Annotated in this window: 18 protein-coding genes and 6 pseudogenes; 9 read left to right on the plus strand and 15 right to left on the minus strand. The window is 67.3% G+C overall.

Going from position 1 to position 21,976, the window contains the following annotated elements:
* Positions 1 to 54: 54 nt before the first annotated feature.
* Positions 55 to 1,095: a Fe(3+) ABC transporter substrate-binding protein gene (locus AD428_RS06170; protein ID WP_053244552.1), complete on the minus strand. Its 1,041-nt coding sequence runs from the start codon at positions 1,093 to 1,095 to the stop codon at positions 55 to 57.
* Between the two features lie 268 nt (positions 1,096 to 1,363).
* On the opposite strand from AD428_RS06170, the gene AD428_RS06175 reads away from it, so the two are divergent.
* The 4 genes from AD428_RS06175 to AD428_RS24475 all read left to right on the plus strand — a co-directional run bounded on the left by AD428_RS06175 (position 1,364) and on the right by AD428_RS24475 (position 4,629).
* A complete protein-coding gene (locus tag AD428_RS06175; protein ID WP_053244553.1) occupies positions 1,364 to 2,140 on the plus strand; it encodes a ferredoxin--NADP reductase in 777 nt (258 codons plus the stop codon).
* 186 nt (positions 2,141 to 2,326) lie between these two features.
* The gene (locus tag AD428_RS06180) at positions 2,327 to 2,854 is read left to right on the plus strand and encodes a 2,4'-dihydroxyacetophenone dioxygenase family protein (protein ID WP_053244554.1); all 528 of its coding nucleotides are present in this window, start codon (positions 2,327 to 2,329) and stop codon (positions 2,852 to 2,854) included.
* A gap of 238 nt (positions 2,855 to 3,092) precedes the next feature.
* The gene (locus AD428_RS06185; protein WP_369798706.1) at positions 3,093 to 3,902 is read left to right on the plus strand and encodes a tripartite tricarboxylate transporter substrate binding protein; all 810 of its coding nucleotides are present in this window, start codon (positions 3,093 to 3,095) and stop codon (positions 3,900 to 3,902) included.
* Between the two features lie 31 nt (positions 3,903 to 3,933).
* Positions 3,934 to 4,629, plus strand: a complete 696-nt coding sequence (locus AD428_RS24475) for an SDR family NAD(P)-dependent oxidoreductase (protein WP_082308291.1) — start codon at positions 3,934 to 3,936, stop codon at positions 4,627 to 4,629.
* Here AD428_RS24475 and AD428_RS06195 read toward each other — a convergent pair.
* From AD428_RS06195 to AD428_RS06205, 3 genes are read right to left on the minus strand one after another with little or no spacing between them, the layout of a single operon-like run.
* The gene (locus tag AD428_RS06195; protein WP_053243836.1) at positions 4,626 to 5,423 is read right to left on the minus strand and encodes an aldolase; all 798 of its coding nucleotides are present in this window, start codon (positions 5,421 to 5,423) and stop codon (positions 4,626 to 4,628) included. The genes AD428_RS24475 and AD428_RS06195 overlap by 4 nt on opposite strands.
* 8 nt (positions 5,424 to 5,431) lie before the next feature.
* Positions 5,432 to 6,082 carry a glutathione S-transferase family protein gene (locus AD428_RS06200; protein ID WP_053243837.1) on the minus strand — a complete coding sequence of 217 codons (651 nt, stop codon included), beginning with the start codon at positions 6,080 to 6,082 and terminating at the stop codon, positions 5,432 to 5,434.
* A 27-nt stretch (positions 6,083 to 6,109) separates the two neighbouring features.
* Positions 6,110 to 7,069, minus strand: a complete 960-nt coding sequence (locus AD428_RS06205; RefSeq protein WP_369798666.1) for a Bug family tripartite tricarboxylate transporter substrate binding protein — start codon at positions 7,067 to 7,069, stop codon at positions 6,110 to 6,112.
* Between the two features lie 135 nt (positions 7,070 to 7,204).
* Here AD428_RS06205 and AD428_RS06210 point away from each other — a divergent pair, with 135 nt between their 5' ends.
* Positions 7,205 to 7,732, plus strand: coding sequence for an XRE family transcriptional regulator (locus AD428_RS06210; RefSeq protein ID WP_053243838.1), 528 nt, complete (start codon positions 7,205 to 7,207; stop codon positions 7,730 to 7,732).
* Between the two features lie 110 nt (positions 7,733 to 7,842).
* Here the strand turns inward: AD428_RS06210 and AD428_RS06215 are convergent.
* The 11 genes and pseudogenes from AD428_RS06215 to AD428_RS06260 all read right to left on the minus strand — a co-directional run bounded on the left by AD428_RS06215 (position 7,843) and on the right by AD428_RS06260 (position 18,494).
* Positions 7,843 to 8,537, minus strand: a pseudogene (locus AD428_RS06215) (amino acid ABC transporter permease).
* A gap of 39 nt (positions 8,538 to 8,576) precedes the next feature.
* The gene (locus AD428_RS06220; protein ID WP_053243831.1) at positions 8,577 to 9,401 is read right to left on the minus strand and encodes a transporter substrate-binding domain-containing protein; all 825 of its coding nucleotides are present in this window, start codon (positions 9,399 to 9,401) and stop codon (positions 8,577 to 8,579) included.
* 65 nt (positions 9,402 to 9,466) lie between these two features.
* Positions 9,467 to 11,030, minus strand: a pseudogene (locus tag AD428_RS06225) (rhodanese-like domain-containing protein).
* A gap of 42 nt (positions 11,031 to 11,072) precedes the next feature.
* The gene (locus AD428_RS28780) at positions 11,073 to 11,447 is read right to left on the minus strand and encodes a PLP-dependent transferase (RefSeq protein ID WP_255352190.1); all 375 of its coding nucleotides are present in this window, start codon (positions 11,445 to 11,447) and stop codon (positions 11,073 to 11,075) included.
* Between the two features lie 76 nt (positions 11,448 to 11,523).
* A pseudogene (locus AD428_RS28785) lies at positions 11,524 to 12,180 on the minus strand (trans-sulfuration enzyme family protein); the annotation flags it as partial.
* Positions 12,181 to 12,265: 85 nt separating this feature from the next.
* Positions 12,266 to 12,853 (minus strand): cysteine dioxygenase family protein, encoded by a 588-nt coding sequence (locus AD428_RS06235; RefSeq protein WP_200907969.1) that lies wholly within the window; start codon positions 12,851 to 12,853, stop codon positions 12,266 to 12,268.
* 676 nt (positions 12,854 to 13,529) lie between these two features.
* The gene (locus AD428_RS29300) at positions 13,530 to 14,060 is read right to left on the minus strand and encodes an alcohol dehydrogenase catalytic domain-containing protein (protein ID WP_369798707.1); all 531 of its coding nucleotides are present in this window, start codon (positions 14,058 to 14,060) and stop codon (positions 13,530 to 13,532) included.
* 18 nt (positions 14,061 to 14,078) lie between these two features.
* Positions 14,079 to 15,249 (minus strand): annotated as a pseudogene (locus AD428_RS06245) (acyl-CoA dehydrogenase family protein).
* Between the two features lie 3 nt (positions 15,250 to 15,252).
* A complete protein-coding gene (locus AD428_RS06250; protein ID WP_053244146.1) occupies positions 15,253 to 16,221 on the minus strand; it encodes a tripartite tricarboxylate transporter substrate binding protein in 969 nt (322 codons plus the stop codon).
* A 21-nt stretch (positions 16,222 to 16,242) separates the two neighbouring features.
* Positions 16,243 to 17,225: pseudogene (locus AD428_RS06255) on the minus strand (Bug family tripartite tricarboxylate transporter substrate binding protein).
* 102 nt (positions 17,226 to 17,327) lie between these two features.
* The gene (locus tag AD428_RS06260) at positions 17,328 to 18,494 is read right to left on the minus strand and encodes an acyl-CoA dehydrogenase family protein (RefSeq protein WP_053244144.1); all 1,167 of its coding nucleotides are present in this window, start codon (positions 18,492 to 18,494) and stop codon (positions 17,328 to 17,330) included.
* 149 nt (positions 18,495 to 18,643) lie between these two features.
* Here AD428_RS06260 and AD428_RS29905 point away from each other — a divergent pair.
* The 4 genes and pseudogenes from AD428_RS29905 to AD428_RS06275 all read left to right on the plus strand — a co-directional run.
* Positions 18,644 to 19,072 (plus strand): annotated as a pseudogene (locus AD428_RS29905) (IclR family transcriptional regulator); the annotation flags it as partial.
* Between the two features lie 107 nt (positions 19,073 to 19,179).
* Positions 19,180 to 19,485, plus strand: a complete 306-nt coding sequence (locus tag AD428_RS29310; protein WP_369798709.1) for a hypothetical protein — start codon at positions 19,180 to 19,182, stop codon at positions 19,483 to 19,485.
* A complete protein-coding gene (locus AD428_RS06270) occupies positions 19,472 to 20,248 on the plus strand; it encodes an IclR family transcriptional regulator (protein ID WP_053244142.1) in 777 nt (258 codons plus the stop codon). The genes AD428_RS29310 and AD428_RS06270 overlap by 14 nt, the downstream gene beginning before the upstream one ends.
* Before the next feature lie 204 nt (positions 20,249 to 20,452).
* Positions 20,453 to 21,652: an MFS transporter gene (locus tag AD428_RS06275; protein ID WP_053244141.1), complete on the plus strand. Its 1,200-nt coding sequence runs from the start codon at positions 20,453 to 20,455 to the stop codon at positions 21,650 to 21,652.
* Positions 21,653 to 21,976: the final 324 nt, after the last annotated feature.

The following is a 21,976-nucleotide window of genomic DNA, read 5'->3' on the forward strand; positions in this document are numbered from 1 at the left end:
CAGGCCAGGAAAGAGCCGGGCCGCGCCCCGGGGGGAGCGCGGCCGCGTGGCGCGTCAGTTGTCGAAGCCGACCTTGTCCACCAGCTCGCTGGCCTGCTTGCGGTGCTTGGCGATCTCGGTGAGCGGCAGCGGATCGACCTTGAGCTCGCCGAAGCTGGCCACCACCGGGTCGAGCTTCACGCCCTTGCGCACGGGGTACTCGTAGTTGGCGCGCGCATACAGCGTCTGGGCCTGGTCGGAAACCAGGAAGTCCAGCAGCTTGACGGCGTTTTCCTTGTTGGGGGCGTGGGCGGCCACGGCCGCGCCGCTCACGTTGACGTGGGTGCCGCCGCTCTTGGCGTTGGCGAAGGTGGGGCGGATGACCTTGATGGCGTCGCCCCACTTGCGCGCGTCGGTGCCCGGCTCGGCGTTCTTCATGTGGCCCACGTAATAGGCGTTGGCCAGGCCGATGTCGCAGATGCCGCCCAGGATGTCGCGCGCCACGTCGCGGTCGCCGCCGGCGGCCTTGCGGGCCAGGTTGGCCTTGACGCCGCGCAGCCACTTTTCGGTGGCCTCGGCGCCGTCGTGGGCGATCATGGAGGCGACCAGCGCGGTGTTGTAGGGATGCTGGCCCGAGCGGATGCATACCTTGCCCTTCCATTTGGGATCGGCCAGGTCTTCGTAGCGGAAGCTGTCGAGCTTGAGGTCTTTTTCGACGTAGAGCACGCGGTCGCGCAGCGAGAGCGCGTACCATTTGCCGTCGGCGCCGCGCAGGTTGGCGGGAATGACGGATTCCAGCGTCTCGGACTTGATCGACTGGGTGACGCCGCCGTCGACCAGGTCGAGCAGGTTGCCGATGTCCACGGTCATGAGCACGTCGGCCGGGGACTTGTCGCCTTCGGCCTTGACGCGCTCCAGCAGGCCGTCCTTGACGAACACGGTGTTGACCTTGATGCCGCTCTCTTTGGTGAAGGCGTCGAGCAGGGGCTGGATCAGCTTGGGCTCGCGGGTGGTGTAGAGGCTGACTTCGCCGGCGGCCAGGGCGGACGCGGAGAAGGCGGCGGCGCCTGCCAGCGCGAGGGCGCGCAGCAGCGGATTCAGGAGAGGACGGGACATGGGGGAGGGCTCCTGCTAACGAAAACTATTAGTGAGAGTCGGACGATAGCAGGAAGAAGAGGGGCGTTCAACTATTGGTAAGCTTGGACACGTCCGATTTGACTGTAGTCAAAATGGGCATAAGGGTATTACGGAATAATGAGAGCAATTATCATCGAGCCCTAGTACAATAGGGACAACCCTAATCCGGCCGCGTCCGTTCTTTTGTGCGATGCGGAAAACCGTCCGGCAGGCGGGGCGCTTCGCCTGTCCCCAACGCAAATACCACATGGCTGCCTTCAATACCGAGCGCGTCCTGAGCGTGCACCACTGGAACGACACCCTCTTTTCCTTCAAAACCACGCGCGATGCGGCCCTGCGTTTCCATAACGGGCACTTCGTCATGATCGGCCTCGAAGTCGAAGGCAAGCCGCTGCTGCGCGCCTACAGCATCGCCAGCGCCAACTACGAGGAAAACCTCGAGTTCCTGAGCATCAAGGTGCAGAACGGCCCGCTCACGTCGCGGCTGCAGCACCTCAAGGAAGGCGACACCATCCTGGTGAGCCGCAAGCCCGTGGGCACGCTGGTCGTGGACGATCTCAAGCCCGGCAAGCACCTGTACCTGTTCGGCACCGGCACCGGTCTGGCGCCCTTCATGAGCATCATCAAGGATCCGGACGTCTACGAGCGTTTCGAAAAGGTCGTGCTGGTGCACGGCGTGCGCTGGGTGAGCGAGCTGGCCTACGCCAACTACATCGAAAACGAGCTGCCCCGGAACGAATTCTTCGGCGAGCTGGTGCGCGACAAGCTCATCTACTATCCCACGGTCACGCGCGAACCGTTCCGCAACCAGGGCCGCATCACCCAGCTGCTGGAAAACGGCAAGCTGTGCGCAGATATCGGGCTGCCCCAGATCAACCCCGAAACCGACCGCGCCATGATCTGCGGCAGCCCCCACATGCTGGCCGACATCAGCGCCATGCTGGACAAGCGCGGCTTCGTGGTGTCGCCGGGCGTGGGCCAGCCGGGCGACTACGTGGTCGAGCGGGCGTTCGTGGAAAAATAGGCCGGCGTCTCTTCCCCTGGGCAGGAAACCCACCGCATCGCGGTGGGTTTTTTGTTTTGCGGGCCCGGAACGCGGGCGTTGCCGTGCCGCAGCTCAGGGTTAGCCCCCGCTGTCGCGCGCGGGGGCTATTTTTATAATTCGTCCATAAAATAAACAAAGTGTCCACTATATGGAAGGATCGAAACCATGCCAGCCGACCGGCCCGATGCCGAACCGCTCACCCCCTGCCAGTACCCGAATCCGCCCGAGGCCTTGCCCGAAATCGTGATTCCGCACGCCGTTCCCACCGATGAAAGGCTGTGGGTGCCGCAGGCCGAGAACGTGTGGTTCCGGCCGCTCTGTCTGAACGCCAGCCAGGGCTATTGGACGAACCTGCTGCGGGTGCGCAAGTCGGGCGTGCTCAGCCGCCACCGCCATCCGCAGGCCGTGCACGGCTTCGTGCTCAAGGGCCGCTGGCGCTACCTGGAACACGACTGGGAGGCGGTCGAAGGCAGCTACGTATTCGAGCCGCCCGGCGAAACGCACACGCTGTACGTTCCGCCCGAGGTCGAGGAAATGATTACGTACTTCCAGGTCAACGGCGTCATGTACTACACCGACCCGTGGGGAGCGGGCATGGGGTACGAAGACGTCTTCACCAAGATAGACATGTGCCGCAGGCACTACGCCGAAGCGGGCCTGGGCGAAGACTACGTGCGGCAGTTCATCCGCTGACGGCGCGGGGCCGGCGCGGCCCCGGGCGGTCCGGCTATCCACCCCGCAATACAAAAACGACACGGAGACATCATGAAACGTCGCGCGTTCAATCGCTGCATGCTTTCCGCGCTGCTCGGCGGCGCTCGCCGCGCTGGCCGCCATTCCGGCGCGCGGGCGCAGAACTTTCCCGGCCGTCCCATCGAACTCGTCGTGCCCTTTGCCGCGGGCGGGGGCACCGACGGGCATGGCGCGCGCCATGAGCGATGCCTCGCGCGCCTACCTGCCTCAGCCCATCGTGGTGCTCAACAAGCCGGGCGCGGCCGGCGGCATCGGCCTGACCGAAGTCGCCAACAGCAATCCCGACGGCTACAAGCTGGCGCTGGTGACGGCGGACATGGTCATCATTCCGCACCTGGGCCTGACCAGGACGACCTACGACAAGTTCACGCCCATCATCCAGCTCAATGCCGATCCCTCGGCGATCACGGTCAGGGCCGATTCGCCCTACGACACCATAGAAGCATTCCTGGCCGCCGCGCGCGCCAGGCCGGAAAGCATGCAGGTGGGCAATGCGGGCATCGGCTCGATCTGGCACCTGGCCGCCGCCGCCCTGGAGGACAAGACCGGCGCCAGGTTCAACCATATTCCGTTCAACGGCGGCAATCCGGCGGTGCTGGCCCTGCTGGGAGGCCACATCGACGCGGTGGCCGTCAGCCCCGCCGAGGTCATGCAGTACGTCAAGGCCGGCAAGCTCAAGCCGCTGGCCGTCATGGCCGACGAGCGCGTGCCCGGGTTCGAGAACGTGCCCACGCTGAAGGAGCGCAACATCGACCTGTCCATCGGCACGTGGCGCGGCATCGCCGCGCCCAAGGGTACGCCGCAGCCGGTGCTGGACGTGCTCGGCGCCGCGTTCCGCAAGGCGGCGGCCGAAGACGGCCTGAAGCGGTTCATGGCGGAGCAGAACCTGGGCTACGTGGTGGCCGACCAGCCGGCTTTTACGGCGCTGATGGAGCGGGATAATGCGACGTTCAAGGGCCTCATCGAAAAATTCGGCATGCGCCCATAGGCCGCCCGCCGCACCGACAAGGAGCAAGAGGATGGATCTGGGCATCAGCGGCAAGACCGCGCTGGTGGGAGGCGCCAGCAAGGGGCTGGGCTATGGCTGCGCGCTCGCCCTGGTGCGCGAAGGCGTGAACGTGGTGATTGTCGCCCGGGGCGCCGAGGCGCTGGAGGCCGCGCGCCAGCGGCTGCTGCGGGAGCGGCCGCGCAGCGACGGTTTCGTGACGGCCGTGACGGCCGACATCACCACGCCGAGGGGCCGCGAGGCGGTCTTCGCGGCGCATCGGGACTACGACATCGTGGTCACCAACGCCGGCGGGCCGCCGCCGGGCGATTTCCGCGACTGGGACCGGCAGGACTGGCTGAGCGCGGTCGAGGCGAACATGCTGACTCCCATCGAGCTCATCAAGGCCACGGTGGACGGCATGGCCGAGCGCGGTTTCGGCCGCATCGTCAACATCACATCCAGCGCGGTGAAGGCGCCCATCGATATCCTGGGTTACCGCGCGCAGCGTGGAGCTGCTGGGTTCGGACATGCGCGTGCTGGGCGAGAAAGACGGCCTGCCGCCCCTGCCCGACGTGAACTACTTCCTGTGGATGCGCCGCGACCACATCAACCCGCTCACGCGCCACGTCTACGACATGCTCAAGACCAACCTGCGGCTGTCTTCCAACGGCGCGTAGCGCCGGGGCGCCCGGCCTGGCGGGGCGAGGCGGCCGGCGACCCGTCCTAAGCCGGCCGCAGGCAGTCCGCGTTGCGCGGGTTCTTCAGCGCACGGCGGGCGTAGTACTCGAAGGCGATAGTGTTGCGTCGCGGGCGCAGGATCCAGTCGTGCGCTTCCTTGCCCAGCGCGGGGTCGATGGGCTTGATCTCGCCCGCCGCGCCGGCGAGCAGCTGCATGCGCGCGGCGCGCTCGAACGCAATGGCCAGCACGCAGGCCTCTTCCACCGACGAGCCGGCGATCAGCAGGCCATGGTGCGAGAGCATCAGCGCGCGCTTGCCGCCGAGCGCGCCGGCGATGAGTTCGCCTTCTTCGTTGCCCACCGGGATGCCCGGCCATTTGGCCACGAAGGCCACGTCGTCGTACAGCACGCAGTTGTCCATGTGCGAAACGATGAGCGGCTGCTCCAGCATGCCCAGCGCCGCGGTGTGCACGGCATGGGTGTGGATGATGCAGTTCACGTCCGGCCGCGCGCGGTAGACCCAGGAGTGGAAGCGGTTCGCGGGGTTGGGCATGCCGTCGCCAGCCAGCACATTGAGGTCTTCGTCCACGCGCAACAGGTTGTCTTCGGCGATCTCGTCAAAACCCAGGCCGAGCTGCTGGGTGTAGAACGTGCCCGGCGTCTCGGCGCGCGCCGTGATCTGGCCGGCAAGCCCGGAGTCGTGGCCATTGTCGAAGAGAATGCGGCAGGTCAACGCCAGCTTCTGGCGCAGGGAGTAGGCGCTTTCCGGGAACTGCTGGTCGATCTTGCGGGTGGACTGCGAAACCAGCGTGGCCTTGTCGAGCTTGAAAGTGTCGGTGTTCATGGGTAGACCTAGGGATGTTCTGCGGTGGAGAGATTGCGTTCCGGCTGGCCCGGGAAGAGCGCCTGGTATCCCGGCAGGCGCTCCACGCGCGCCAGCCAGGCCCGGATGGCGGGGTAAGGGTCCAGCGCGATGCCGCCCATGGGCGCCATGCGGGTATAGGGGTAAAGGGCCACGTCGGCGATGCTGGGGTGGTCTTGCGTGGCCACCCACCCCTGCGCGCCCTGCCGTTGCAACTGCGCCTCCAGCACCTGCAGCGCGGCGTGCGCCGCCCGCGCATGGCCGGCGTAAGGCTCGCTTTGCGGATCGCCGCGCCGGTGCAGCGCGAGGTTCAGGCGCAGCTGCGCCAGCGGCTTCATGTGACGGTCCTGCTCGAACGACAGCCAGCTCAGCACCCGGGCCTGCGCCAGGGCGTCCCGGGGCCACCACGGGCTGCCCTGCGCCAGGTAGTGGAGAATCGCCATCGACTCGGCCAGGTGCGTGCCGTCCGGCAGTTGCAGCACCGGCACGTGCGCCATGGGCGCGATGGCCAGGAATGCCGGGCTGGCCAGGTCGCCCCGGTCGATGGACAGCGTGCGGCGCGCCAGCGGCACGCCCAGCAGGCTGGCCATCAGCCGCACCTTCCAGGCATTGCCCGAACGCAGGGTGTCGTAAATCAGCATGTCGTCAACCCTCCTCCCGAAGCCGCGTCAATCGAGGCGCGTGCCCGCGGCCTGGATGACCTTGGACCATTTCTCGGTTTCGTTGGCGACGTGCTTCCGGTACGCCTGGACCCCTGTGGGCAGCGGCTCGATGCCCATCTGCGCCAGGCGCTGCACGAGCTCGGGACGCTCGAGCGCCTGCGCCAGCGCCTTGTTCAGCGCCTCGACCGTGGAAGCGGGCGTGCCGGGCGGCGCGATCAGCGCATTCCAGGAGCCGATCTGGAATTGCGGCAGGCCCTGCTCCACGCTGGTTTTCAGGTCGGGCGCCACGCGGCTGCGCCGCGCATCGGCGATGGCCAGCATTTTCAGCCGGTGCGCCTTGGCCTGCGGCTCGATGACGGGCAGCGCGTCGATCACGATGTTCACCTGGCCGCCCACCGCGGCGTTGACCGCCTCGGCCCCGCTCTTGAAGGGAATGTGCACGATATCCGTCTTCGTGGCCAGCTTGAAGAGCTCGATTCCCAGGTGCGGCGAACTGCCGTTGCCCGCGGACCCGAAATTCAGCCGCGCGGGGTTGTCCCTGGCGTAGCGCACCAGCGACTGCAGGTCGTCCACGCCCTCCACCCCGTTGACCGCCAGCACGTACGGCGAATTGCTGACCAGCGACACCGGCGTCATGGCCGCCGGGTCGTAGCCCAGCTTGCGGTAGAGCATTTTGTTCACCACCTGCGTGCCTACGGTGCCCAGCAGCAGCGTGTAGCCGTCGGGCTTGGCGGCCGACAGCGCCTGCGCGGCGATCGCCCCGCCCGCGCCGGGGCGGTTCTCTATCACGATCTGCTGCGACAGGGCCTCGCCCAGGTATTGCCCGACCAGGCGGCCCGCCACGTCGGTGATGCCGCCGGCGCCGAACGGAATGATCAGCCGGATGGGCTTGTCCGGGTACCGCGGCTGCGCCGCGCCCGCGGCGCAGCCCGCCACGCTTGCCGCGCCGCAAAGCACGGCCATCATGATCGCCCGACAACGTTTTCCGAACGTCATAACATATCCCCTTGCAAGTGGGCGGTTGTGGAGAGGCCGCCCGGTTTTTTGATCTATGACAAGAAACAAGTTGATTTTAGGACACAAGTGTCCAACAGGAAAGCAATGGCCGTCAAATTGAAGTTGTTACGCGTGCAGGCGGGCTTGACGCTGGAAGAGCTGGCCCAGGCGGCCGAGCTCACGCGCAGCTATGTGTCCAAGCTCGAAAGAGGGGTGTCCACGCCGTCCATCGGCGCCGCCCTGCGGATCGCGAAGGCGTTGGGCGTGAAAGTGGAGGAGCTGTTCGCCGAGTCGCCGGAAGACGATCCCATCGTCATCAACCGCGCCCAGCCCGGCGCGGACGCGCCGCGCCGCGCGCCCCGGGTGGTGTCCGGCACGCTGCCCGGGCACCGGATGGTCGCCTTCGTCATGAGCCCCACCGACGAGCCCGTGCGCAACCACCCCATGAGCCATCACCAGGGCGAGGAGATCCTCTATGTGCTCAAGGGCACCGTGAGCCTGCAGCTCGCGCGCCGGCGCGAAACCCTGAACGCCGGCGACAGCGCGCATTTCAACTCCAGCATCCCGCACAAGATTACCTCGGTGGGCAAGCATCCCGCCTCGGTGCTGCTGGTGATCGCGGAGGAGAAGTAGGCGGCGAAGGCCGCCCCTTGCTGCCTTACTGCACTTGCGGAATGCCCGCCTCCTCGATCACCTTCTCCCATTTGGCGATTTCGCTATCGACGAAGGTGGAGAACNATGGCTTATCCCTTGTAGGCCGACGGAAATGCCTTCTCCACGCGGCTGCCCACGAGCATGATCGCCAGCGAGCACAGCAGGTAGATCAGCGTGGTCACGGCAAAGACGTCGAAGGTCCGGAAGGTGAGGTTGTCGATGTTCTTGGCCTGGTAGGTGAGGTCCGTCACGCCGATCACCATGGTCAGGCTCGTGTCCTTGAAGAGAATGAGCGAGCGGTTGACCAGAGGCGGCACGCCGATGCGCAGCGCCTGGGGCAGGATCACGTAGCGCATGCTCTGCAGAAAGCCCAGGCCGATGGCGCGGCCCGCCTCGCCTGGGCGGCCGGAATGGCCTTCAGGCCGGAGCGCAGGTCTTCCGACATGTAGGCGCTGACGTTGAGCGACAGGGCGATCACGGCGAACAGCAGCTCGGTGTTGCCGGCGTTGACATAGGCTTTCAACCCGGGCGGCAGCACCTGGGGCATCCCGAAATACCACACCATGATCTGCACCACCGTGGGCACGTTGCGGTGGTACTCCACGAAGAGCGACATCAGCGCGTCCAGCGGCCTGAACGGTATGGCGCGCAGCAGCACGATGACGACGGCCAGCGCCATGCCCAGCAGCCACGACAGCGCGAACACCAGCAGGGTGGTCTTCAGGCCGTCGAGCAGCAGCTCGCCGTATTGCCCGTGCAGCAGAAAAGAAATATCCAGATCCATAAGCGGCAGCGGCGGCGGCGCGAGGCCGCCGCCTCATCCTCAATTGGCCTTGGCGACCGGTTCGACCTTGAAGGAGCGGGTGAGCTTGTAGATAGAGTCCTTGCCCAGCCACTTGGCGTAGATGGCGTCCAGCTCGCCGTCGGCGTCCATCTTTGCGAGCACCTTGTCCACGGCCTGCATCAGCCCCGTGTTGCCCTTGGACACCACCACCCCCATGCGCTCGGTGAACAGCGGTTCGTCGACCAGCACGGCGGGCGAGCCGGTCTTGGCGGATTCGATCTCGAATCGCTTGAGCGTGAGCTCGCCGGCCGAGATGCCGTCCACCTTGCCGTTCTGCAGGCCCAGGTAGCAGGTGGCCAGATCCTGATAGGTCACGATTTTCGACTTGGCCAGCACGCGGCTGGCGATGGCGGCCGAGGACGAGCCCTTGCTGGCGCAGACGCGCTTGCCCTCGAGCTGGGCCAGCGAGCCGATCTTCTCGTCGCGGCGCACCAGCACCTTGATGCTGCCCTGCAGGTATTGCAGGCTGTAGTCGACCTGGGCGGCGCGTTCGGGCAGGTAGGCCATGGAGCCGGCCACCACGTCCACGCGGCCCATTTTCAGTTCGGGAATGCGCGCTTCGGTGGACAGCGGCTTGTGCACCAGTTCCACGCCCAGTCCTTTGGCGAGCGCCTGGCACACGTCGACGTCGTAGCCCACGAACCTGCGCGTGGCCGGATCCTGGAAGGCATAGGGTTCGCTGGCGCTCTGGGTGCCGCAGACGAGCTTCTTGCTGGCCTCGATTTCCTTCAGGTCGCGGGCCTGGGCGCTGGCGGCCGCGGCCGCGGAAAGGGACAGGGCAATGACTGCGAGGGACGGCTTCATGGTTTTCTCCTTGGACTGTCTTGATGGTGGATGGCGGCGCCGGCGGTCCGCGCCGCGGCCGCGCCTCAGGGGGCGAAGCGGTAAGCGGCGCGTTCGCGCTCGTCGATCTGGTTGACCAGATTGGTTTCCCATTCCAGGTACTTGCGCGCGGCGGCCTTGTTGCCGCTGTGGCGGTCATGCACGAAGAAAAGAAAGTCGATGCAGTCTTCGTCGGGCGGGTTGCCGGGGCTGGACTCCACCGGCAGGCCCGCGCCGGTCCAGGCGGCGGGCGGATCGGCGAGCAGCAGCGGTTCCAGGCTCCCGGGCAGGCCGCGCGCATAGAGCTCGGCCACGCGCGGATCCTCGGCGACGAGCACGGTCTGACGGTCGGCCGCGGCGGGTTTGCCGCGTATGGCCCAGCGCGCGCCGGCGATGTGCGCCTTGCGGTAGGCCATGCTGGGGCGCAGGTCGACGAAGGCGGCGCCCTCTTCCAGCAGCGCGCGGGCCTGCGCGCTGTCGATGCGCGCCAACCGGCTTTCCACGGCCGGCGGAGGCGGCGGAGGCGCGTCCAGCGCGGCGGCCTCCAGCACGTGGACTTCCCAGCCCATCTGGCGCAGCCAGCTGGCCACCGTGGGGGCGCGCACGCCCTCGCCGTCGACCAGCACCAGCCGGGCGCCGCGCGTGCCCCACATACTGGTCGGTGGCCTGGATGAGCTGGCCGCCGGGCGCGCTGGCGGCGCCGGGGTAGGTGCCGGCCTGATATTCCTCCGGCGTGAGCATGTCGAAGACGTAGGTCGTGCGCGCGCCGTCGGCCCGCATGGCGGCCAGGGCGGCGGGGTCGATAGCGGCAACGCCGTAGCGCGCCGCCAGCGCCTGGGCGCGCTCCCTGGCGCGCGCCAGCGCCGCCTGCGAGGTTTCCATGCCATGCCGGCGCGACTGGCCGTGGTCCAGCGGCAGGTCCTTGAGGTACCAGCCCTGGGTGCCGTTTTCCAGGGCGTACACCGGGTTCTTCACGCCCAGGTTGATGAGCGTCTGCGCGCCGATGATGCTGCGGGTGCGGCCGGCGCAGTTGATCACGATGGTGGTGTTCTCGTCGGGCACCAGCTCGTCCACCCGCAGCGCCAGCTCGCCGTTGGGGCAGCAGGTGGCCGTGGGGATGCTCATCTTCTGGTATTCGGCGAACGGCCGGCCGTCCAGCACCACCAGGTTGTCCCGGGCGGCCAGGCGCCGGCTCAGTTCCTCGGCCGTGATGGCGGGCGTGTGGAAGACGTGTTCGGCCAGCTCGCCGAAGGTTTTGCTCGGCAGGTTGACGCCGGCGAAGAGGGCATAGCCCTGGCCGCGCCAGGCGTCGACGCCGCCATCCAGCACGCTGACCTGGGTATAACCGAGGGCGCGCAGCGCCTCGGCCGCCGGTTCCGCCACGCCGTTGGCCTGGTCGTAGACCACGACGCGGGTCGTCTTGCGCGGCACCAGGCGCAGCGTTTCGAATTCGAGCTGGCTGTACGGCGCGTTGACGGCATAGAAAAGGTGGGACTCGCCATACTGGCCATGCTCGCGCACGTCCAGCAGGGCGATCTCGTGGCCGTCGTGCAGCCAGTCTTTGAGCGTGGCGGCGCCTACGCGCGCGCGGATCGAGGGTGTGATTGCCATGGGTTCAACAGGAAGAAGCGCCGGCCGCGCCGGCGCGGAGGACTACGAAAGGTGGGCGTCGAACGCCTGTTGCAGGTCGGCGATGAGGTCGGCCGGGTCTTCCAGGCCGATATGGAAACGGCACATCGGACCGCGCCCGCTCCAGGACGACAGGCTGCGCGCGGAAGCCATGTTCATGGGCACGACCAGGCTCTCGTAGCCGCCCCACGAGGCCCCGATGCCGAACAGCGCCAGCGCGTCGATCATGGCTTCCATGCGCTCGGGGCCGACCTCGGGCGCGAACTCCACCGACACCAGGCCGTTGCTGCCGCGGAAGTCGCGCTCGAAGATCTCGCGCTGCGCGCCTTCGGCGCAGGCGGCGGCATAGACACGGGCCACGCGCGGGTGCCGCTGCAGCCAGCCCGCCACTTCGAGCATGTGCGCCTGGTGGGTCGCGCAGGCGCACGGGCAGGGTGCGCAGGCCGCGCAGCAGCAGGTAGGCGTCGTCCGCGCCCACGGTCTGGCCGTAATTGACCTGCGCGGTTTCCAGTTCCGGCCACGCCTCGCGGGTCGTGACCACCGTGCCCATCATGACGTCGGCGTGGCCGCTCAGGTACTTGGTGGCCGCGATGATGGAGATGTCGGCGCCCAGCGCCAGCGGCTGGTGCAGGAAGCCCGAGCCCCAGGTGTTGTCCACCGCCAGCAGGCAGCCATGCTTCCGGGCCAGGGCCGACACCGCGCGCAGGTCCATCATCTCGTAGACGAGCGAGCTGGGGTTTTCGGCATAGATCATGCGCGTGTTGGGCCGGATCTTCTCCGCCAGGTCGGAGCCATCGGGCTGGTAGTAGCTGTGCTCGATACCCAGGCGCGCCAGGCTCTGCGCGCACAGCGCGCGCGCCGGTTCGTACACGCCGTCGGTCATGAGCACGTGGTCGCCCGCCTTCAGGTAGGCGAGAAACACCATGGCGATGGCCGCCAGCCCGGTCGGGAACACCTTGGCGCGGTAGCCGCCTTCCAGCTCGACCAGCGCGTCTTCCAGCGCATAGGTGCTGTCGGTGCCGCGCGCGCCGTAGGAACGCAGGCGCTCCTGGCCGCGGCGCTGGCGCGTCTCGCGCCACTGCGCCACGCTGTCGAACACATAGGTGCTGGCCCGCGTTACCGGCGTGTTCACCCAGCCCTGGTGGGGCCGCCGCTGCGCAGCAGCCGGGTTTCGTAGGCGCCTTGCGGCGCGTGCTGGTCCTTGGCCATGTCGCGTCTCATTTGCGGGTCTGCACGCCGATGGCCATCTGCTGGCAGGTGCCTTTTTCGAGATCGAAAGCGATGCGGCGGTCCAGCGTTTCCAGCGCACGGCCGTACATGTGCAGGTGGCGGATGACGTCCTGGCCCTCGATGTGCACGGCGTGGATGTCGTCGGGCATGAGAGCGATGCCGGCGCCGGGTTCGACGACCACGGTTCCGGTCTGCTCCAGCGTGGCGCGGCCCGGCTCGCTGCCGTCGTCCTTGCGGTCGTAGGTGTAGTTGAGTTCCACGCCTTCGACCGCGGCGATGCAGGCCCAGGTTGTGTGGTTGTGCGGCACGATCTTCTTGCCCGGGCGCATGACGTTCAGGTACAGCGCATAGGACTTGTCTTCGTCTTCCTGGATCAGGTAGCGGGCCTGCAGTTCCCCCTGCTCGGGCGCGGGGTAGCGCTCGGCGCTCCACCAGTCTTTGTGGGCGGCCAGGCCGACCAGTTTGTCCAGGACCTGGGCCAGGGTGTCGCGGTTTTCTCCGCCGCGCTCGAACAGCCCCTTGATCTGGTCGATGGCGGCGCGGATCTGGGCCGATCCCGGGTTGGCTTGCTGCATGGCGTATGGGCTCCGTGTCTTTTGTGGGAAACAGGCGCCCACCTTAAAGAGCCGGACCGCGCGATTCAAATTAGAGTTGCATTGAAATTCATTAGGATTGCTAATGTATTTTCCGCTTTCATAGAGGAATGGCGAGAAGAGCGCGACGGAGGACCGTCCGTCTCTAGGGGAAAATACCAATAAGAAACTGATCCATTTTCCGGCCCTGGAGCAACTCGCGCGGGCGCCGGGCCGGGCCGCGGACGCAGCGACCTGCACAAGCTTGAGTTTTTTCCTACGCACTTGTCAGTCTCATCCTATGGTGGCGGCGCCTGCGCTCTTCTTATGATTCCCAATCCTGTGCCGGCGCCGCATCGGGTTGCCCCGGGCGGAGTTCCCCGGCGGCGAAATATCCAGCCGTCGCGCCGCCCGTCTTCCGCGCTTCCCGGCCCACGGTCATCCGCGGCATATCGAGGAAAAAGTGAAACTCCTTCAGTCGATTCTGCTCGTCGCCTTGCTGTGCTTTTCGAAAGCCGGCTTTGCCGTCATTTGTCTCAAGGAGGGCGGCCTTTCCAAGGATTCGGTCGACATCCGCACCACCATCGCCGTGCCCAACGACGAAGCAAGGGGCACGGTGCTATGGCGCTCGCCCAATTACCACATGCGCGTCGAATGCAAGCAGGAAAAGTCGATAAGCCTAGGCGAGAAGGTCTTCATCTATCTCAGCCCCACCGACCAGGGCATGACCCAGCTGGGGCCCGACATCGAGTTCGGCGTCAACCTGAAGGGTGTCGACTACACATGCAGCAGCCTGGAGCGGTGCCGCATGGAAATCGGCGAGACCGAGCCTTGCGCCCTCTTGTGCACCAACTTCAAGACCCGTTTCTCGATTGCGTACAACTTCTTCATCGCCAAGAAATCCACACCGGAGCAAAGCGCACACAAAGAGGGGCACCACGACCTCCTGGCCGGGCGCGAGCGCCGGATCGGCGGAATGCACCACCGTACCCGACAGGTCGATGCCGCCGATGCGCGGATACTCGCGGATGATGCCGCCGCGCCCGGCCTGCGCCAGCGCGTCCTTGTAGTTCAGGCCCGCATAGGCGACCTTGATAAGCGTATCGCCCGCGGACAACTGGTCCGGCGTCAACGTGTCGTAACGGCCTTGCGGCGGATCGCCCGCCGCGCCGGCGTGCAGGCGGTAGGCCCAGAATTCGGGAGTTTCCATGCTTGTCTCCGTTGAGGCTCAGGCTTGCGCCAGCAGCCGGCGCGCCAGCGTGGCGCGGTGCAGTTCGTTGGCGCCGTCGTAAATGCGGAAGGGGCGCATTTCCTGCCAGACCATGGCGACGGGCGTGTCGTCGGACAGGCCCGACGCGCCCATCATCTGGACGGCGCGGTCGGCCACGCGGTTCACGGCTTCGGACACGAAGACTTTGGCCATGGCGCTGTGCTGCTTCACCGACAGGCCCGTGTCCATGCGGTCGGCGCAGTCCAGCGTCATGAGACGGGCGGCGTACAGGTCGATGTGGGAGTCCGCGACCATGGCCTGGATCTGCTGCAGGTCCGCCAGGCGGGAACCGAAGGAATCGCGTTGCGCCACATAGCTTTGCGCGGTTTCCAGCGCGCGCCGCGCGCGGCCGATGTAGCGCATGCAATGGGACAGGCGGGCCGGCTCCAGCCGCAACTGCGCATACTCCAGGCCGCGGCCGGGCTCGCCCAGCACGGCCTCGTCGCCGACCTCGCAATCCTGCAGCACGATCTCGGCGTGGCCGCCGATCTGGTAGCCCGTCACCACGCCGATGTCGCGCACGACCCGGTAGCCCGGCGTGTCGGCAGGCACCAGGAACAGCGTGGCGCCGGTATCGGTGCGCGCCAGCACCAGCGCGAAATCCGCGCCCACGCCGCCGCTGATGAACTGCTTGTGTCCATTCAACACCCAGCGCGCGCTACGCCGTTCGGCATGGGTGCGCAGCATGGAAGGGTCGGACCCGGCGCCGGGAGCGGGCTCGGTCATGGCGAAGCAGGCGCGTCGTTCGCCGCGCACCAGAGGCCCGAGAAAGCGTTCCAGCTGGGCGGGAGTGCCCAGGCGCAGCAGCGTCAGCATGTTGGGCTGGTCGGGCGCGGCGCAGTTCAGGGCGGCAGGCCCCAGGAATCCGCGCCCCGCTTCTTCCAGGACCTGGGCCAGGGCGCGCCAGCCCAGACCCAGGCCGCCCCATTCCCTGGGAAGCTGCGGCGCATACAGGCCGGCCTCGCGGGCCTGGACGCGCAGGCGGGCGACCGCAGCGGTCCAGCGCGGTCACGTCGCGGGCAATGGCGGGAGACTCAGCGGGTATGGCCACCTCTTCCACGAAGCGGCGCACGCGCGCGCACAGGTCTTGCGGGGCGTCGCCGCCGTTGCGTTCTTGCTGGGACTGCATGGCTTATTCCTCGATCTTCACGCCGGCCTGCTTGACCACGGCGCGCCATCTGTCGGTTTCGTCGGCGATGTGCCGGCCAAAGGCTTCGGGCGTGCCGCCGGTGGGCTGCATGCCCAGCCCGGTGAAGTAGCTGCGAACTTCGGGGTCCGCCAACACGGTATTGATCTGGCGGTTCAGCAGGGCGATCACGTCCTTGGGGGTTCCGGCGGGCGCCATCACCCCCCACCAGGAGGAGGCCGACAGCGGCACGCCCAGCTCGGCCAGCGTGGGAACGTCCGGCAGATCGGGGTTGCGCGCTTGTGCCGCGATGGCGATGGGCCGCAGGCGCCCCGCCTTGACTTGCGCGTACACCGGCGGCAGGTTGTCGAAGCTCATCTGGACTTGTCCGCCGACGAGCGCGGTGGCGGCCTCGCTGCTGCCTTTGTAGGGAATGTGCCGCAGCGCGATGCCGGTCTGGTGCGCAAACTGTTCACCCGCCAGATGCGGGATGCTTCCCGTGCCGGCGGTGGCGTAGGCCAGGCCCTGCTGCTGCGCGGCGGCGCGTTTCAGGTCTTCCAGGCTGCGTGCGGGGCTGGCGGCCGGCAACAGCAGATAGACCGGCACGTCCGTGGCCCAGATCACCGGAGCCAGATCCTTCTTCACGTCATAGGGCAGCCTGGCGTACAGCACACTGTTGGTCGCCAGGTTGGCCGTGCCCATCAGCAAGGTGTAGCCGTCGGGCGCGGCGCTGGCGACATAGGCGGTGCCGATCTGCGTAGCGCCGCCGGGCTTGTTTTCCACCACCACGGGCTGGCCCAGCAAGGGCGCCAGTTTGCGCGCGATCATGCGCGCCGCGGTGTCGGTGCCGCCGCCAGCCGCGTACGGCACGATCAGGCGCACCGGCTTGTCGGGATAGGCGGCCTGCGCCGCGCCTGCCGCGCCCAGCAGGGCAAGGGCGCCCAGCGCGCGCAGCGCTCGGAGAATGCGTTGCATGGCGGTCTTCCTGCAATGGGCTTACTGGATGCGGGCGCCGGTGGATTGCACCAGCTTGCCCCACCATGCGGTTTCGTCGGCGATCTGCTTGGCGAATTCGGCCGGCGTGCTGGCCAGCGGCTCGGCGCCCAGTTCCTGGAAGCGGGCGCGCAGCTGCGGGTCCTGCAGCGCCTTGACCACGGCCGCGTGCAGGCGTTCGATGACCGCCGGGTCGGTGCCCGCGGGCGCCATCAGGCCCTTCCAGGCCATTACCACGAAACCTTTCTGGCCGGCCTCATCGAAGGTGGGAATATCGGGCGCGGCCGTGGCGCGCTGGTCGCTGGGCACCGCCAGCGCGCGCAGCCGCCCGCTTTGACCTGCGGCAGCAGCGCCGGCATGTTGTCGATCATGAAGTCGATATGGCCGGCCACCAGATCGGTGATGGCGGGGCCGGTGCCCTTGTACGGTACGTGCTCGGCCTGGATGCCCGCCCGCTGCTTGAGCAGCTCGCCGGCCAACTGCGCGGGCGAGCCGTTGCCCGGAGACCCGAAGGACAGCTTGCCAGGGTGGTTGCGCGCATACTGCAGGAACTCCTGCAGCGTCTTCACCGGCATGGACTTCGTCACCACCATCAGGTTGTGCTCGCGCTCCAGGCAGGTAATGGGCGCCAGATCCTTGGCCGGATCGAACGGCATGTTGGCGTACAGGCTGGGGTTGATGACGGTGGGGCCCGCCGCCGCCAGCAGCAGCGTGTACCCGTCGGGGGCGGAACGGGCAACGAAGTCGCCTCCGATGTTGCCGCCGGCCCCGGGCTTGTTTTCGACGATGACCGGCTGGCCCAGGATGGGATGCAAGGCTTCGGCCAGCAGGCGGCCCAGGATATCGGTGGAGCCGCCAGGGGCGAACGGCACGATCAGCCTCACGGGCTTGTCAGGGTATGCGGCCGCGGCTTGCGGGGGCAGGGCGGCGCAGGCGAAGGCAGCGGCCACGGCGCCGATCCACTTCGGCAGGTGCTTGTGCAGCATGATGGAAGTCTCCTTTGGTTTGGCGGGCCGCCGGCTTCTTGCGGCTGCGGTCCCGGGATGGCCCTGGGGCCTGTTCACACGAACGCGGGTCTTGGGCAGGCCCTAGCGGCCGGGCGCATAGCCCGCCTGGGTCAGCGTGTGGCGGGCAATGGTCAGTTGATGGATCTGGCTGGTTCCTTCGTACAGGCGGAACAGGCGCACATCGCGGTAGAAGCGTTCAATGCCATGGTCGGCGATGTAGCCGTAGCCGCCGTGCATCTGCACGCAGCGGTCCGCCACGCGACCGCACATCTCCGACGCGAAGTATTTGCAGATCGAGGCGTTCAGCGTGACGTCCGCGCCAGCATCGCGTTCGCGGGCGGTCTGCAGCACCAGCGCGCGGGCGGCCTGGATTTCCGTCTGGCAGTCGGCCAGCATGGCCTGGATCAGCTGGAAATCCATCAGCGGCTTGCCGAACTGCTGGCGCTCAGCCACGAAGCGCAGCGTATCGTCCAGCATGCGGATGGCGGGCCCGATGCACAGCGCGGCCAGATGGATGCGTTGCTTGTTCAGCACTTTCATGGCCGTCTTGAATCCCAGGCCTTCCTGGCCGCCGATAATGTTGGCGGCCGGCACGCGGCAGTCCTGGAAATGCACGGCGGATACGGGAGATCCGGCCTGGCCCATCTTTTCGTAAGGCTGTCCGGTGGACAGGCCGGGCGTGCCGCGCTCCACAATGAAGGCGGTGATGCCCTTGGCGCCGGGCGCCTGCGGATCGGTCCGGGCCATGACCGTAAACAGGCCCGCCAGCGGCGCATTGGTGATGAAGCACTTTTCGCCATTCAATACGTAGTGGTCGCCGTCGCGTACGGCGGCGGTGCGCAGGGCCGTGGCGTCCGAGCCTGCTTGCGGCTCGGTCAGCGCGAAGCAGCCGGTCAGCTCGCCGGACGCCAGCCGGGGCAGATAATGCGCCTTTTGCGCATCGGTGCCGTCGGCCACCAGCGCTTCGGATCCGATGCCGGTGTTGGTGCCGACGCGGGCCCGGAATGCCACCGAGCATTGCGACAGTTCCATGGCGGCCAGGATCAGCTCTTCGGTCGTCATGCCCGCGCCGCCGTATTGCTCGGGGATGGAGTAGCCGAACAGTCCCCGCGCGGCCATGCTGGCAACCAGGTCTTGCGGCACCTCGTCCAGGCGGGCCACTTCCGCCTCGCGCGGCACCAGTTGCTCGCGCACATAGCGGCGCAGCGATTCGAGGAAAAGCGGGAAGCCGTCCGGGTCCCTGATCATGGTGAGTCTCCGTTTTATCCGGGCGCTGATGCGTGCCGCGCCGTGTTGAATCCAGGCTAGCAAAAGGCCGTGCGATTTGAGACAAGTGTTTCGATATCTTGAACGTCTCGCGCGTCGGCATGGCGGCCGCTGCTCTATGATCGGCAGGAATGCGCGCGCGTATCCGCGCGCCCCGGACTCAGGACCGCGACCATGACCACCCGCCCAGGCGAGCGCCATGCGACCCCGCCTTCGCCACCACGCTGGCGCATGGCCTGTCGGTGCTGCAGGCTTTCCGGCACGGAGAGCCGGCGCTCGGCAACCGCGAACTGGCGGACCGCACCGGTCTGTCCAAGGCCACGATTTCACGGCTGACCACCACGCTGATGCAGCGCGGCCTGCTGCGCTATGATGCCGGCCTGCGCCGCTATCGCCTGGGAACCGCAGTGCTGTCGTTGAGCTATCCGCTCCTGGCCAGCATCAAGGTCAGGCAACTGGCGCGTCCGTTGATGAAGCGTTTGGCCGATGCGGCGGGCGGCTCGGCGTCGCTGGGCATGCATCACGGCTTGAACATGGTGTATGTGGAAACCTGCCGGGGCCACGACGCGGTGTCGTTCCGCCCGGATATCGGCGCCTTGCTGCCGCTGCTGCCCTCGGCCTGGGACGCGCCTGGCTGGCGCAGGCGCCGGCCGACGAGGCCGAATCCGTGCTGGCGGCGCTGCGGCGCCAGGATCCGGCGATCTGGCGGCGCCATGCGCCCGATTGGGAGCAGGCGCAGCGCGACTATGCCGAACATGGCTATTGCGTGGGGCAGGGCGACTGGCATTCGGACGTGCATGCGGTGGCGGTGCCCATGCGCACGCGCGTTGACGGCCAGACGCTGGTGTTCAACTGCGGCGTGCCGGTGACGCGATTGCGCGCGGGCGACTTGCGCGGCCGCATCGCGCCCCGCTTGCGCACACTGGTGGCGCGGGTGGAAAAAATGTTGGAGCGCCAGAATGACGACGCGTGACCCGGACCGGGAATTCACCTCCACGCTGGCGCACGGCATTGATATCCTGGCCTGCTTCCGGGCCGACAAGCCAGTGCTGGCCAACAAGGATTTCGCGCAGCAGACGGGGTTGTCGCGCAGCGCCGTCGCGCGCTTGACGCACACCCTGGTGGAATTGGGCTTCTTGCAGCGCGAAGACGAGCCCGCGCGCTACCGGCTGGGCGCTTCGGTGCTGGCGCTGAGCTACCCCTTGCTGGCCAGCATGCAGATCCGGCAATTGGCGCGGCCGCTGATGAAGCAGTTGGCCGACCACGCGCGCGGGGCCGTGTCGCTGGTGGTGCGCGACCGCCTGCAGATGGTGTATGTGGAAACCGCCCGCTCCAACGAAGCCTTGCAGACCCGGCCCGATATCGGCGCTTCGCTGCCGCTGCTGTCCAGCGCCGCCGGCAAGGCGTGGCTGGCGCGGGTTTCGGACGAAGAGCGGGCCGCCGTGCTGAATCAGTTGCGCGTGGCCGACGCCCGGCATTACGACGCGCATTTCCCCAGCCTGGCGGCAGCGCGCCGCGACCTGGAGCGCAAGGGCTATTGCGGCAACAACCTGGAGTGGCGCCCGGACGCCTACGGCTTTGCCGCGCCGCTGGGACGGCCTTACCAGTCGCTGCTGTATGTCTTCAATTGCGGCGTGCCGGCGGGCGACGGTCCTTACCGGGAACGCGCCGCCGACATCGGCCCGCGCCTGGTCGCCCTGGCAAGGGAGACGGAAAGGCTGCTGGGGCTGGTTTGACGCCGCAGGGCGGGGTTTGGGGGCCGCCTCCGGAATTCATGACTCCAAGTCAAAAGTGTTTCGCTGTTTCCTGGCTTTTTCCGCAAGCATGGGGGCGGCATACTGGGCGCCTGCCTTCCGATCGGGCTTTCCCGCGCCCCGGCCATCCGCGCCGGCTGGCTCCCGGGACTCCCCAATCGGCGCAATCGAACCCAAGGAAACCCTATGCATCCCCAGGACTCTCAGCCGGTGAAAACCGGCCTGCCGCTGTTGGCGCTCGCCGTCGGCGCTTTCGGCATCGGCGTGACCGAGTTTTCTCCCATGGGCCTGCTGCCCGTGATCGCCGAGGGCGTGGACGTGTCCATCCCCAGCGCCGGCATGCTGGTCAGCGCCTACGCCATCGGCGTGATGGCGGGCGCGCCGTTGATGACGCTGGCCCTGTCGCGCTGGTCGCGCCGCAATGCGCTGCTGGTGCTGATGGCGATCTTCACGGCAGGCAACGTGCTGTCCGCGTTGGCTCCCAACTACACCACACTGCTCTTGGCGCGGCTGGTCACCAGCCTGAACCATGGCGCGTTCTTCGGCCTGGGTTCGCTGGTCGCGGCCAGCGTGGTGCCGCGCCACAAGCAGGCCAGCGCCGTTGCCACCATGTTTCTGGGGCTGACCATCGCCAACGTGGGCGGCGTGCCGGCGGCGACCTGGCTGGGCCAGGCCATAGGCTGGCGCATGTCGTTCGCAGCGACCTCGGCGCTGGGCCTGATTGCGATGTTGTCGCTGTGGTTTGCGCTGCCGGCCGGCGAGGCTGGACGCCGCCCCGACATCCGCCGCGAACTTGCCGTGCTCAAGAGTCCGGTGGTGCTGGTGGCCTTGCTGACTACGGTGCTGGGCGCGGGCGCGATGTTCACGCTCTACACCTATGTGGCGCCGGCCCTGGCCGAACTGACGGGCGCCTCGCCCCATTTCGTCACGGCGATGCTGGTGCTGATCGGCATCGGTTTCACCATCGGCAATACCGCGGGCGGGCGCTTCGCCGACCGCTCGCTGGACGGCAGCCTGATCGCCTTCCTGGTGCTGATCATCGCTGACCTGCTGGCGTTTCCGTGGCTGGCCGCCACGCAGACTGGCGCGGCTATTGCCCTGCTGATTTTCGGCTTCGGCACGTTCGCCGTGGTGCCGCCGCTGCAGATGCGCGTGATGCGTGCCGCCACCGATGCGCCGGGCCTGGCCTCGTCGGTGAACGTGGGCGCCTTCAACCTGGGCAATGCGCTGGGCGCGGCAGCGGGTGGGGGCGTGATCTCGGCGGGGATGGGCTATGGAGCGGTGCCCATCGCTGGAGCCGTCATCGCCGCGGCGGGATTGGGCCTGGTGCTGTGGCAGCGCGCGAGCAACCAGCGGCAACGCAAGCTGGCAATGCAAGGCTGCTGATACCGCGATAAGCAGGGGAAAAGGGGGCGTCCATGTAGACTGCTCCCCGAGCGTTGGACATAGATCCGACCTTCGGGGGCAGTTTACTCGCGGGACGCCCTTTTCTTTTATTCATGTGCCCGGCCCGAAAGCCTGATCTCATGTTTCCCAAGAAACTCGGAGGCGACGGACTGGGCGGTATATCGCCATGGAACGAAGGTCGCGCGCGTTTTTCCGGCGGCGGACAGGCGACAGGCAGATGTCCTGGATACGGCCAAAAAATACTGAGAACGCCTGCCGCTCCATAAAACGGTTCTTGTGTTTTGCATTCATTCCCGTAATTGT

Source organism: Achromobacter sp. DMS1, from assembly GCF_001270295.1.

Excerpts from the sequence above, each read along its gene's own strand:
- AD428_RS24475 (WP_082308291.1), top strand. The coding sequence starts at position 3,934 with ATGGATCTGGGCATCAGCGGCAAGACCGCGCTGGTGGGAGGCGCCAGC.
- AD428_RS06175 (WP_053244553.1), top strand. The coding sequence starts at position 1,364 with ATGGCTGCCTTCAATACCGAGCGCGTCCTGAGCGTGCACCACTGGAAC.
- AD428_RS29300 (WP_369798707.1), bottom strand. The coding sequence starts at position 14,060 with ATGGAAACTCCCGAATTCTGGGCCTACCGCCTGCACGCCGGCGCGGCG.
- AD428_RS06210 (WP_053243838.1), top strand. The coding sequence starts at position 7,205 with ATGGCCGTCAAATTGAAGTTGTTACGCGTGCAGGCGGGCTTGACGCTG.
- AD428_RS06275 (WP_053244141.1), top strand. The coding sequence starts at position 20,453 with ATGCATCCCCAGGACTCTCAGCCGGTGAAAACCGGCCTGCCGCTGTTG.
- AD428_RS06200 (WP_053243837.1), bottom strand. The coding sequence starts at position 6,082 with ATGCTGATTTACGACACCCTGCGTTCGGGCAATGCCTGGAAGGTGCGG.
- AD428_RS06185 (WP_369798706.1), top strand. The coding sequence starts at position 3,093 with ATGAGCGATGCCTCGCGCGCCTACCTGCCTCAGCCCATCGTGGTGCTC.
- AD428_RS06195 (WP_053243836.1), bottom strand. The coding sequence starts at position 5,423 with ATGAACACCGACACTTTCAAGCTCGACAAGGCCACGCTGGTTTCGCAG.
- AD428_RS06250 (WP_053244146.1), bottom strand. The coding sequence starts at position 16,221 with ATGCAACGCATTCTCCGAGCGCTGCGCGCGCTGGGCGCCCTTGCCCTG.
- AD428_RS28780 (WP_255352190.1), bottom strand. The coding sequence starts at position 11,447 with ATGCTCGAAGTGGCGGGCTGGCTGCAGCGGCACCCGCGCGTGGCCCGT.
- AD428_RS06270 (WP_053244142.1), top strand. The coding sequence starts at position 19,472 with ATGACGACGCGTGACCCGGACCGGGAATTCACCTCCACGCTGGCGCAC.
- AD428_RS06205 (WP_369798666.1), bottom strand. The coding sequence starts at position 7,069 with ATGATGGCCGTGCTTTGCGGCGCGGCAAGCGTGGCGGGCTGCGCCGCG.
- AD428_RS06170 (WP_053244552.1), bottom strand. The coding sequence starts at position 1,095 with ATGTCCCGTCCTCTCCTGAATCCGCTGCTGCGCGCCCTCGCGCTGGCA.
- AD428_RS06220 (WP_053243831.1), bottom strand. The coding sequence starts at position 9,401 with ATGAAGCCGTCCCTCGCAGTCATTGCCCTGTCCCTTTCCGCGGCCGCG.
- AD428_RS06235 (WP_200907969.1), bottom strand. The coding sequence starts at position 12,853 with ATGCAGCAAGCCAACCCGGGATCGGCCCAGATCCGCGCCGCCATCGAC.
- AD428_RS06260 (WP_053244144.1), bottom strand. The coding sequence starts at position 18,494 with ATGATCAGGGACCCGGACGGCTTCCCGCTTTTCCTCGAATCGCTGCGC.
- AD428_RS06180 (WP_053244554.1), top strand. The coding sequence starts at position 2,327 with ATGCCAGCCGACCGGCCCGATGCCGAACCGCTCACCCCCTGCCAGTAC.